This is a genomic window from Vibrio zhanjiangensis (assembly GCF_030161235.1).
GTDB classification, from domain to species: Bacteria; Pseudomonadota; Gammaproteobacteria; order Enterobacterales; family Vibrionaceae; genus Vibrio; species Vibrio zhanjiangensis.
Genome location: NZ_BSPW01000078.1, coordinates 1 through 12103, shown reverse-complemented (window position 1 = coordinate 12103; position 12103 = coordinate 1). Strand labels below are relative to the sequence as shown.

The window sequence follows — 12103 nt, the reverse complement described above, 5'->3', positions numbered from 1 at the left end:
ACTCTATGTGTTTGGTTGACTATTTTTCTTCAAGTGTCATGATGAGTCTTATTAGGACGACATGTTCCACATCTGTATTTATTATCTGAAATATTGGTCAATTAATCAGGCTATTACAGTCATAATGTCCATGTTTTATCTCTGCAAAATGTGGACATTGTCCGTTGAAAAAAGACTGTTAGGTATCAAGAGAAGGTAAGGCGAAGTGAATCCCGAAAAGCGTGAATGGCATGGTGTTCATCACCCTTGGAATTTTCATCCTCAAGCGTTTCGCTGGTCGGGTGAAATGATTTGCGGAATTAATTTATTACCGATCGCAACAGATATGCGCGCATGGATGCTACAAAAAGGGCAGCTACCTCTCATGCCTGAGACGGACTCTCCAGAAAGAGGCGGTTTTACTAATCCTTATTCGAAAAGCGGAGTTACTTTATCGCTTCTTATGGCTCAGGTCATTAACTACTCACACGCATATGCTCATGGAGCTGAACCTTCTCATGATGAGGTGGATTCAGAAATTGAAAGGCTCCGATACTACAATGAATTACTTTTATATAGCGCGAGGCTATGTGAAGTTTCAATTAAGCAGCTACTTTATTGCACGCAGATACCGGAATCAAGGTATGGCCGAATGGCATTGGGCCAATTGCTTGAGTCGCCATGTCCATCCTGCCAAAAGGCGAATGGTAAAAAGCCCCATTTTGTTTCTTTGGTAGGCACCTTGGCTCATCCATATCACTTGTGCTTGGAGTTTGAGCACTGTGCTATGGATCATATGGCTCTCGTTAATAAACTGAGGAATTCACAAGCTGCTCACTCTGGGGTTCAGGAGCTAAATATTAGAACCCCGGATATTTCGAGATCCCAACTCCTAGAAGAAAGCACAGATATTCTTAACGGTTTTGTTCACATGCTTTCGCATGTTGAAGATTTGGAGCAAAAAATGTTGCAAGATTTGGAAAGTAAGAGTAAATCTATAAATCTTCTCAAGGTTAACGGGCTCAAGGCAGAGGACTGTAATTTTAACTTAGTTCCAGGCGAAAAGTTTGAATTTAATCCAGAAAATGGTACCTAACAAAAAGCTGCAAAAGGACGTTTTGTTCCGCCTTAAATTGAAAATGTCCAGACGCTTGCCAGCACGATCACAGCTAGCTGGTTTTTGTATTAAGATTCAGGTGCTTGTTCTAGTTAAAGGAGCACAATGTGCTCCTTTAAGTTGGTTAGTTTTTAATGATTTTTTCCGTCACAATGTCCGTGTCGTGACTTGAATTGTACCAATGTAGATCATCATCAACACTGTAAGTTTGGATGTTAGATAAAGTCGCGGCTGTCTCCGATGGTTTTAGGATATATCCTGCTGCAATCCCCTTTTTTACTAGGTTGGCGTTTACTGGCACATCCAACATGTCTCTATGAATTTCAGCATTAACGAGTGTACTACCTTTAGTTAACTGTCCAGTCAACAACCCCACATTACCCCTCTCTAAAATTTGAGCGGAAATGAGGTTATTGCTACTCTGGATATTATCTAGACTACTGCCATAAACGTTTCCCACAATCCCGCCAACAAATTCCTGTTCATCATTTGAAATCGTCAGGATGTTGTTGCGGTGTACTAGATTTGAGAGCTCACTATACTTGGCTTGGCCCAATAGCATTCCTAGAGAATTGGTATGGGCAACATTTAAGGTTGAGTTGCTTACTTTCACCATTTCAACGATGGTGTCTTCAATGGTTCCTGCTAACATTCCAACTCCATGGGTCACTTTTTCGAATGCTGTAATATCACTGTTTTCAATCTCTACGTTGGTTAAATGACTGCCATATGCTCGTCCAGCAAGTACCCCAATGCTTAAACTTCTATTCGTAGGTGCCACCGTAATGTTTCGTAGTGTTAGGTTGCGAATTTTTGCACCTCTAATTTGAGTAAAAAGCCCTACGTTTCCAGTCCCCGTTAAGTTTAGATCACTGATAGTGAAACCTTTCCCGTCTAGCTCCCCTTTGAAGTAGCCGAGAGATTCAAAGTTTTGGCCGCAGCTGACGTTTGCTGTGAGCTGATATTCGCCGTCTGGGTTATCATTAATTTTCGATAAGTCGCTGCAACTGCTGATATAAGTGATTGAGGTTTCTGCGAGGGTAAAAAACGAAAATGATGCTGTAATAGCCAGTACAATACATTGTTTAATTTTCATTAGTCATTCCTAATATTAGATTAAAGATTAAGTGGCTTGTATAAGCTGCCACGGATTACTTCTTTCGAAGCTGTGGCAATCTTAACTAAAAGGTTTTTAATCCAATTGTTCTTGTAATTAGATCAGAGCTTTATTCTGAAGATCGCGTATATCGATGAGATCAAGAGATGACTAAGTGTTTATGTCCAAATTTTAGCTACCACACTTTTTACTCCTTGTCACGAATCAGCAGCGTCTAAATTCGCACGAATTTTGACCCCCCTATTTTCCCCCGTGTTTCTCTTCCTTGGTATCGTTTCCATTCCGAACGAACCATGGAAATACCCCCATGCTCCAAGCGATAAAAGATTTCTTTACCGAAGGCAAAGCCCAAGAAGGGCCAGCCATCGACTATCAAGTACCCGCTTCCTTTGCGTCCAAACTTCCTTGGATAGAGGTCGGGGACAAAGGCCTCGTGGAACTCGAAGACGGCCATTCATTTGGGTGTTTTTTTGATATCACACCGATGGTCACAGAAGACAAGAGCAATCAAACGCTCGATAGTGCCGTAGCTAAAGTCGCCAACACACTGAACAAACAATGCCAAGATGAAGATAACCCATGGGTGATTCAGATTTTTGCTCGTGATGTGGACAATTTAGGGGATATCGCCCCTGCACTGCTTGAAAACGCCCGCGTTCGAGATGAGTTTGCTGAAGCCGTCATTGAGCAAGACCGACGTCATTTTGAATTGATTCGACGGACTCAAGGTATTTTCTCGGTCAACGCAAGGCCCTGGCGAGGACGTCACCGACAAGTCAAAATGGCCATTTATCGTTGGCTCGATGGCACTCCAACTGACGAGGAGCGCCGTCAAAATCTTGCACAGCTCAAAAGTTTGCGGCGTCAGCTACTCGACCCCGCGTCTTTTCATGATGTCGGGATTGGTATAACGCCAAGCAGTGGCCAAAGCATCTTTGATTGGCTTAGTCCTTTATTTAACCCCTCAGGCGTGGGAGGGGAAACGCCTCATTATCGCAAGCCCCGCTCTCAAAACGATCAAGATTTCTCAGAGCGTTTGCTTAGAAGCAGCGTTCGCAGTGACATCGACAATGGATTTTGGTGGTTCGATGGCAAAGAGTCAGTCTGTACACGCGTGATGGAGCTTGATGCTTGGGACAGTGAGCATTTTCTTTCAGGCGCTGTGTTTGGAGAAGTCTCCGACACAGACACGCCTCCACAAAGTGCCGTATTCGATGAACTTCCCCCTGGCACAATGATGGCGATGACCTTAGTGCCACAAACGCGCCAGCAAGCGCAAGCCCGTATTAATCAAATCAGTCATGCCGCTGTCGGTGATGAGATTGAGTTGGTTGAAGTCCGAGAAGATTGCGCTCGATTCACCACACACCTTAAAACGCAGCCACTTTGGCGAGGTCAAATCGCGTTTTTTCTTCAAGCGAGCAGTAAAGAAGAAATGGACGAGCACACCAATGCGCTTAGAGCCACCTTTAACCGAGACAATCTCGCGCTTCGCTTTATCCGAAACACCGACCAGGTTTCGCCTCTTGATAGCTATTTACGCTGGCTACCGATGAATTACAAGCCCCAAGACGACTCTCGGTTTTGGTACTGCGGCTGGGTATGGCTGTATGACATGCTGGCTTTGTCGCCTTTGTTTGGCCGTGCTACTGGAACAGGGTCGATGGCTTTTCATCACTTTAATCGTGGCGGAGAGCTGTTTGGCTTTGACCCTCTGACCGATTATGAATCCAACGGCCATCTCACCATGTTTGGGCCGTCAGGCTCAGGAAAATCCGCGTCATTAGTGGGCATGATGCTGCGTTTGCTGGCCGTGCACCGGCCTAGGTTGTTTATTATCGAGGCGGGTAATAGCTTCGGTCTATTAGGAGACTATTGTCAACGCCATGGCTTGAGTGTTCACCGCATCAGCATCAGCCCCAAAAGCAAAGGCTTGATGGCGCCCTTTGCCGATGCCTCTCATTTAGTGGGGCAAGCCGTTCCTGCCGTACCAGGTGAACACGCATTAGAGGCGGCGCACCTTAATGACAATGACTCCCCAGACGATGAAGAGCGTGACATTTTAGGTGAGCTAGAAATCATGGCCCGCTTGATGATAACCGGTGGTGAAGCGCGCGAGCTGCAAGATTATCGCCGCGCCGATGCGGCTATGGTCAGAGAGGCCTTGTTCAATGCTGCAGAGCAGTGTCATCAACAACGCTGCCAAGTTAGGCCCGAGCATGTGAAAGATGCCCTAATGGCGATTGCTCAAGAGGCTCAAAGACCCGAGGCAAGGCGTCAGCGCGCTCAGCTGATGGCAGAATCCATGACGCTCTTTTGTGAAGGGCTCGAAGGGGATATTTTTAACCAAGATGCAGAGCACTGGCCTGAGGCCGATGTCACCATCATCGATTTGAAACTCTATGCCAAGACGGGCTATGAGGCCCAGCTGGCCACAGCCTACATTTCCCTTATCAATCGAATCAATGCCATTGCTGAACGTGACCAATACACGGGCCGTCACATTGTCACCTTGACCGATGAAGCACACGTCATCTCGACCAATGAACTGCTCTCTCCTTATGCGGTAAAAATCGTCAAAATGTGGCGAAAACTCAACGCATGGTTCTGGTTGGCCACACAAGACATCGCCGACTTCCCCAACAGCGCTCGTAAGATGCTCAACAACGCCGAATGGTGGGTATTACTGAATATGAGCGAGGATGAACTCAATAACCTCATGAGCTTTAAAAACCTGACTGAGGAGGACAAACGCCTTATTCGTTCTATGACGTCTGAGAAGTTCAAATACAAAGAAGGGATTGTGTTTGGTCAAGATAGGCGACTTCGTCAGCGTTTTCGCATCGTTCCGCCCGCGCTTTATCTGGCTCTAGGGGAAACCGATGGACCGTCTAAGAAAATCCGTCAGACCTTGATGGACAAACATGGTATTAGTGAGCTTGACGCCGCCTTAATGAGAGCCGACCAAATTGAGCAAGCCCGAGCCCAATATCAGGGGGAGTTGTGGTGAGGCGCGTACTGCATGTTATGGTTGCCATGATGAGCATGTCGGCATGGGCGGCGCCGGTGATTACCACACCGGAAGTTATCGCCAGTAGTGCGTGTCCGGCTTGTATCGATTATCAGGTTGTCGGATTGTGCCAATGGCTAACCTGCACACCTGTCGGGTGCTCAACCTCAACCACCGTTAAGGTGCGACACCGTCTGCCTGAAACCGTGGTCATGGCCTACCCCGAAGTGGGGAACGCGCCTTGGCAACCCGTCGGGTTATCTGCTCCCTCAGTGCCCATGTCAAAAGATGGCGGCAGCACAACAAGGCGAAGCGTCCAAGGCATGGATAGCCCATCACTGTCTTTTCAGAACGTCGATATCATTGGCCATCCAGGGTTAGATACCGTTTACGAAGTGTTAGCCGGCACAGGTTTTTTTCTTAACTCCACGGTACAGAGCCTAATGCCCTATTACCTGTCGGTTCTTGACCCTCTCGGCTGGCGATGGAACTTACCCGATAGATTTAACCCCCATCGATTAAACCTGCTGGCCAATCGCCTAGGAAACTTAGGCAGCATCTACCCACGAGGCGGATTCGCCACGCAGCCTCACCCTGTGAAGTCAGCGATATTAGCCGCCTATCGAGCCGAGCATGTGGTCACACGCCTTGGAGAAAGTCGTGTGTATCAAAGTGTGGTTCAATCTCCTAGGCGAGGGTTTTGGCCGCCAGAGCCGCTCGCCCCGACCTCAGAGGATACCTGGTTTCAACGTCTCTACCCTGACCTTGAGAAACAAGCCCATCTTTGGCCTGAATTTGATGACACCTTAATGCTCACCGACCCTTACGCCGAACACCGTTCAGACAGCGAGCAGTATGTCTGGGCGGTCTGGCGCACCTATACTGGCTGCCAGCGCGGTGGCCAAACCCTATTGTTTCACACAGGAGGCACCTAATGAAAATGTGTCAACGGGCACTGGCCCCGCTCTTACTCACTCTGACGACCATATCGACACTAACCCAAGCTGGCAATCTTGGCCACCGTAGCGATGTGTTGGATTACGCCGTCGGCGGCGGCCCCGTCATTTCATTGCCCGCGCGCGAGGACCACTTAAAGACTGTCGCCTTGGGCCTGGGCTGGGAAGTGAATTTACAGTGCGGGTTGCTCAACCCGCAGCTCACTGTTGAAAACCAACTCAATGGCATCACTGAAGGCTTTCAACAAATGATGGGCAGTGTTATTGAAAATGCCACTGCGGCAGTGGCGTCATTGCCTGGCTACTTGATTCAAAAAGAAGAGCCTGGCCTTTATGACATGCTCACCAACGGCGTGCTTCAGGGTAAGTTTGACTTTGATAATGGCCTGACCAGCTGTGAAAACTTTACCGAAGAGATGGGTGAGTTGACCAGCAACAACGCTTACTACGACATGGCCAAAGCGGAAATATGGTCAAGCGAAGTCAAAAAAGGCGATGCGGTGGCGGCAAAGAAAAATGTATTGAGTGATATGGGCAACAACGGCATTGCCTGGCTAGGCGGCAGTCGAGCAGGGGGGCGTGGCCAACCTCCGATTAATCCCGTGGAAGATGGCGCCAAAATGGGCTTTGCCTTATTAACCGACGGGCAAACTCAGGACACAGACTATCCCACAGGTTTGTATCGTTTTTGGCAATCACCTGATGAGCTTGGTGACTGGGTCGCACAAGTGGTTGGCAGTCAAACCGTTCAGACAGGCACCGACCAGAGTCAAACCCGTTCGACTGCGGGCATTGGATTATCGCCCGATGTCGCCGAGCTAAGTCAAATGCGGTTGGATGAACTCCTCGAGGCCGTATCACGCAACCAAGGGACCGCACACTTCCCTGATCCGCTTGTTGAAGCACTTAACGAACAAAAAGCCAGCAGTTATCAGCTGACACGTATTGCTTCCGAGCTGGCGTTAGCCCATACCATCGAAAAAGCGTTGCTGGCCAGACGCGCCTTACTGACCGGTCAGCAAGAAGTCTACATTGCGCAAAATCAACCGGCGAAAGAAGACATTGCCAAAGCCGTCTCGCTGTTAGAAAGAGAAATTGATGTGCTGCGTTATGAAGCCGAGGCGAGACAATCTATCAGCAGCTTAAGTGCCACTCAGACCATGAGACGCTATGACCAAACGCGTTCTCAACAATCACCAGAGGCACAAGAAGCTCCGTCGGTTTTTTTGACGCCTCAATCCTCAAACATGTCATCACAGTAAAGGATACTCTCTATGAAAACCCTATTATCATTGGCCCTGTCCAAACCGCGTACCCTCGCAGTGGGCTTGATGGCCATCACTATTCTGAGTTTGCTCTCATTGGGCATACTCTTCGACACTCAAACGCTTGTTGAGAGCAGCTACAGCTGGGCAGCAGGTATTCGAGTCGCAGCCGCACTGTGCGCGTTAGCACTGGTGAAACGCCTGCCCCGCCCCATTCAAACCAAAGCGTTGGTGATACTCACACTGCTCATTACTTTGAACGAGTTGTCCGTATTCGCCAGCGTCTATTTTAGGGGCTAAAGCATGATTTTTAGCGATCCACTCTCAATGACCTTGGCTGCTCAAGGTTGGTTTATTGCCAATAAAATCTGGACACTCCTCAATGTTGCAGGCTTTTCCGTGTTGGCGTTTTCGTTTGTGTTATTCCAAGTGTGGTATGAAACGCTGTTAGAAGGGGCTGACGAAGGCAATAAGGGGAAACTGGCAATAGAGCGAGGTATAACTAAACTGATTTTGGCCGGGTTTGTCATGGTGTTTGGTGTGCTGCCAACGTTCCCCGTTAAGATGGCGACCTTAACCTATGACGAGTCCCGATCCGAGCAATGTGGCGTTGCTTTGGCCAGCGGCCATCAGGACTTGGCGACGACCACGATTGATGGCGAACAAGTCTATATACCGCTTCTGTGGGCCTTATGGCACAGTATTTCTCAAGGCATAACGACTGGCTCTGTGGCGGCAATCCCCTGCACCGGTGATTTAACCCGCTCGATGCTGCAGCTCGATGAAGCGCATATTACCAGCCCTCTCATCCGCCAAGAAGTGAACGCTTTTTACCAGCAATGCTACACCCGTGCGAAGGCCGCTTTGAATACTGCTGCCCGCGAAGGTAAAGTACCTGAATCGGCGTTAGACAGTGCGAACTGGATCGCTGGTGAGACGTTTTTCAAGTGGCGAGATGGCGCCAAATTTGCCAGCTACCACTCACTGCAAGCAGAAAAAGCGGTCCTGGGCTTTCCCTACAATGCTGAACGAGATGATCCCATTCAACGCCGTTATAACTCGAATGCCTCTATCGACGAAAAGCAAGCGTACCCCATGTGTTCAGAATGGTGGATGACTCGAGAAATGCACCCCGATGAATCACTCAACTCGTATGCAGGTCTTAAGTTTCGTATCTATGTAGATCTAAAAAAACACTACCCTCAAATCACTGAGGACTTGATTCGAAACCAGGGTGTCCTGAGCCGACTGATCCATGGTGAGACGACCTCAGAGCAGCGCTTGGATATGTACCTTGAGCGGGTATTGAGACCTAAGCACATTTCCACAGATGGCCGAGTATCCTACGGTTATGGCAACCGTATCCAGCGAGATGTCGGCTCTGAAGTGGTCGGAGCATGGAACGCAGTCGCAGGTGGTGTTGGATTGACCGCTGGCGCGACGTTAATGTCACCGGTGTTTTTCATCATCCGCGAATCTTTACCCATGATCCAATCGTTGCTCATCATGGTGGTCATCATTGCATCTCCAATTGTGCTGGTTTGCAGTCTATATCGAGTCACGGCCTTGATGTCGCTTCTGTTGACCTATTTTGGTTTGGTGTTTTTACGCTTTTGGTGGGAGTTATGTCGCAGTCTCGATACCAAACTATTTGAGAATGTGTATAACGCTCATGAAAACTTTAACCCTATCACTATGTTAAACAACAGCTTTGACGATGCCATTCTTCGGCTATGTTTAACCATTTTCTATTTGGTGATTCTGGGAGCATTCTTTGGCTTGCTTGGGTACGCTGGCTATCGAGTAAATGGAATAAGTATGGACAACTTTACCACCAAAATAGAAGGTACAACGTCGAAAGGGGTAGATCTAACTGTAGGAACAATGAAAAGTAAAATGGGAAGTTAAAATCGCAAACTATGGCCATTACAAGGACTAATGGCCATAATACCTTCTAATTCTTTCTTGCTCGCTAGCATAATCCACGCCATCAGAAAGTGCCTGAGACCAGCTTTTTTTGTTATTCATCTCAGCAAAGGCTTTGTTTACGTCTTTTGCATTCATACCCGCTCCTTGACACAAAAGAGCTTTTTGACGGGCTATTTTATCGTCTTGGTAGTGTTGATACCAACGCTGTAGAAACGCTTTCATTTTATCCTCCTTTGTCAGTTATTTATGACACAATACGCGCACTTCGTCTTTTTTTCAACCAACCTAATTTTGTTCCAACCAAGTACTGGTCATTTCAAACCCTTCAGGGGTAATGTTAAGATACCAATCCAATTCATGCTTTTTGCGCATGATGAGCCCCTGCTCTTCCAGTGCTCGACAAGAAATACGAAAGTTATTGGGATGCACTTTTTTTTCTAGCATGACATTAACGGCATGGTTCAGGCTTGTAGATTTCGCTTCTAGAATGCCTCTAGCCACTCCGCTTCTCAATCTCAATAAAATTTCTTTTTGCACTTGGCTCAATCTGTGTTTTTTGTCGCTCATAAAGGCTTATTCATTGCTGCAATGAATTAATAATAATCTCATAGAGATAATCTCGCAAGTGCTTGCCAGAAAAGAACATAATTATCAATGGCAAGGTGTTCTTTGCTCTCCATTATCATTACTGATGTAACATTACTGAACCGATTAATCTGGCACGATCGTGAACAAAAGTTCGTCAGCGCCTTCGCTAAATTATCAAATTATGGATTACCACAGATATTGATAACTTTGCTAGATACAAACAAGGTTTGGTCCTATGATTTTCGAGCGACTAAATAATCCCAGCTAACTTAGCAAACACAACAAAAACGATTGTACCCACCCAACTCCACATACCTAATGCATTAACCCACATAAAGAGTCTAAATTTTTTAGAGTGTGTTGTTGAACGTTTACGGATAAATGGGTACATCATCCAGTAGTCAAAGCAGCGACTGCCAACAGCCCACGTCATCTGATACTGAGGGCGCATATGGCCATTGTGGTCATAATATTTGTTCAAATCTTTTGCTAACTCTCTATCTATATAAATAATATGTTTCAAACTACCAAAAGATACGATTAACCCCATTACTACACCTGGTACTGACCAAATGAGAGCGAACGATCCAAAAGCAACCACAGGGATACCAATAAACCAAAATTCCCACCAAGTCGAAATCCCCATTAGAAGTTATCCTCAATAAAATCGCCGACCGCCTCGTAAACCACATAGGCTCCATCGCTCACAGCTTTACCAGCTGTAGAGCCAGCGATACCCCCTGCGGCACCACCAATTATCACACCTCCAACAGCGGCTACCGCCAATACTGGGGCCGAAGCCGTAACACCTATAATGAGAGCTATACCCTCAACAGCAGCAACAGCCGCCCCTACTCCTATAGTTCCACCTTTGGCTCCGCCATATACGCCACCAATAAAGCCTGCCACTTCACGTGCAGTCGCCTTACCACAATCACCTTGACCATCGACCTTACAGGCTTCGTAGATGCTATCGACTCCACTGACCGCACCAACCATTAGGCCTATGTATCCCAATCCTCTCGCCGCTGAAATGCCAATAGAAATATTGCCGATACGCTTACCTAAATCTTTCACAAAACCCGTCTTTAGAATTTCATCCGCGTTGTGAATTACCGATTTGGTAGAAAGTTTGAGATTGCGCTTGATTTGCTTATAAATAGGGAGTTGGACACTACGTTTAGACAACATAGCAAATGAGCCATCGAGCTTTTTAAATAGGTCGGCACGTTCAGAAATAAAGGTTCCATAGTTTATCCCACCTGTTCGACTCGCCATAGCCACTTGAGCAGCGTACAAATCATTAATTTCTAAAAGTACACTCTGAATGTTTTTCAGATTCTGCTCAACCAGCGCTGCTGTCGCACCCACGCCTGTGGCAACTTGCGCGTAGTAGTCGGAAGGTAAACCGTCAGCCCTAATTCGCTCATCGAGTTGATGGGAGAATAAATCAAAGTGGCGGTTTAGAGTCTCGACTTCCTCATCAAGCAGCTTGCCTAATTCCTTACTCGCAATCTTGGCTTGCTCAACCCACTCATCAAAGAGTTTCTTATCTTCTGGTGTTTTGGGCTCTGTTGTAGGAAGAAGGACAATCTCACCTTCTCGAACAGGCTCGTTAAGATGTGAATTGCAACTTTTTATGTATTGCTTTTGATCTTCTTTAGTCTCAGCAGTAAAAAGACTTGCCCACAGCATCTCTTGAGGTTGAGTACAGGGTGATTGCATCCAGCCAAGTTCAAATACACGGGCGGATTTTTCACGTTCTGCAAGAACGCGCTCTCTATTTTCAGCCCAACGTTTCTGATCCTTAGCGGTATAGGTTAATTCTGCTCTGCGCTCTTGCCGTTGTCGCTCTGCTCTTTCTCTTGTGGTTTCTTGCCTTTCTTCTGGGGCATATGGGAAAGATTCATACCGCATTTAAGTTCACTCACACAAAAATAAGGTCAATGGTATCAATAATTTCAGTAAGTTATAATCTCCAACAAGGCATTTTTATACATTAGTCAGCCAAATAGTTATTTTGACTACTCAAACACTCAAAGTGACGCTTTTAGTCCTCAGCTTTCGAGAGCAGATTCGGTGTCATTACTGAGGGATCTTGACGGGATAAATACCATTCGACTCTGTCGTATCCTTACATTC

The 12103-nt window shown here is 46.9% G+C and carries 11 protein-coding genes; 6 read left to right on the top strand and 5 right to left on the bottom strand.

Annotated features, from left to right (window positions below):
* The first annotated feature begins 205 nt into the window (after positions 1-205).
* Positions 206-1075, top strand: a complete 870-nt coding sequence (locus tag QQK21_RS17165) for a hypothetical protein (protein ID WP_284193414.1) — start codon at positions 206-208, stop codon at positions 1073-1075.
* 145 nt (positions 1076-1220) lie between these two features.
* Here the strand turns inward: QQK21_RS17165 and QQK21_RS17160 are convergent, their stop codons facing one another.
* Positions 1221-2192: a ZmpA/ZmpB/ZmpC family metallo-endopeptidase-related protein gene (locus QQK21_RS17160; protein WP_284193413.1), complete on the bottom strand. Its 972-nt coding sequence runs from the start codon at positions 2190-2192 to the stop codon at positions 1221-1223.
* Positions 2193-2520: 328 nt separating this feature from the next.
* Between QQK21_RS17160 and QQK21_RS17155 the strand changes: the two genes are divergently transcribed.
* From QQK21_RS17155 to QQK21_RS17135, 5 genes are all read left to right on the top strand, one after another.
* On the top strand, positions 2521-5223 hold the full coding sequence (locus QQK21_RS17155; RefSeq protein ID WP_284193412.1) for a conjugative transfer ATPase: 2703 nt from the start codon (positions 2521-2523) through the stop codon (positions 5221-5223).
* Positions 5220-6158: a TIGR03756 family integrating conjugative element protein gene (locus tag QQK21_RS17150; RefSeq protein WP_284193411.1), complete on the top strand. Its 939-nt coding sequence runs from the start codon at positions 5220-5222 to the stop codon at positions 6156-6158. The genes QQK21_RS17155 and QQK21_RS17150 overlap by 4 nt, the downstream gene beginning before the upstream one ends.
* Complete coding sequence (locus tag QQK21_RS17145; protein ID WP_284193410.1) at positions 6158-7441, top strand: integrating conjugative element protein; 1284 nt, start codon at positions 6158-6160, stop codon at positions 7439-7441. Before QQK21_RS17150 ends, QQK21_RS17145 begins: the two co-directional genes overlap by 1 nt.
* Before the next feature lie 69 nt (positions 7442-7510).
* The gene (locus tag QQK21_RS17140; protein ID WP_284193409.1) at positions 7511-7744 is read left to right on the top strand and encodes a hypothetical protein; all 234 of its coding nucleotides are present in this window, start codon (positions 7511-7513) and stop codon (positions 7742-7744) included.
* Positions 7745-7747: 3 nt separating this feature from the next.
* The gene (locus QQK21_RS17135) at positions 7748-9352 is read left to right on the top strand and encodes a conjugal transfer protein TraG N-terminal domain-containing protein (protein ID WP_284193408.1); all 1605 of its coding nucleotides are present in this window, start codon (positions 7748-7750) and stop codon (positions 9350-9352) included.
* Between the two features lie 27 nt (positions 9353-9379).
* On the opposite strand, the gene QQK21_RS17130 is transcribed toward QQK21_RS17135, so the two are convergent.
* The 4 genes from QQK21_RS17130 to QQK21_RS17115 form a co-directional block, all read right to left on the bottom strand.
* Complete coding sequence (locus QQK21_RS17130) at positions 9380-9595, bottom strand: hypothetical protein (protein WP_284193407.1); 216 nt, start codon at positions 9593-9595, stop codon at positions 9380-9382.
* A 63-nt stretch (positions 9596-9658) separates the two neighbouring features.
* Positions 9659-9940, bottom strand: a complete 282-nt coding sequence (locus tag QQK21_RS17125; RefSeq protein ID WP_284193406.1) for a hypothetical protein — start codon at positions 9938-9940, stop codon at positions 9659-9661.
* A gap of 271 nt (positions 9941-10211) precedes the next feature.
* A complete protein-coding gene (locus QQK21_RS17120) occupies positions 10212-10607 on the bottom strand; it encodes a hypothetical protein (protein WP_284193405.1) in 396 nt (131 codons plus the stop codon).
* Positions 10607-11878, bottom strand: coding sequence for a hypothetical protein (locus QQK21_RS17115; protein WP_284193404.1), 1272 nt, complete (start codon positions 11876-11878; stop codon positions 10607-10609). The genes QQK21_RS17120 and QQK21_RS17115 overlap by 1 nt, the downstream gene beginning before the upstream one ends.
* Between the last annotated feature and the right edge of the window lie 225 nt (positions 11879-12103).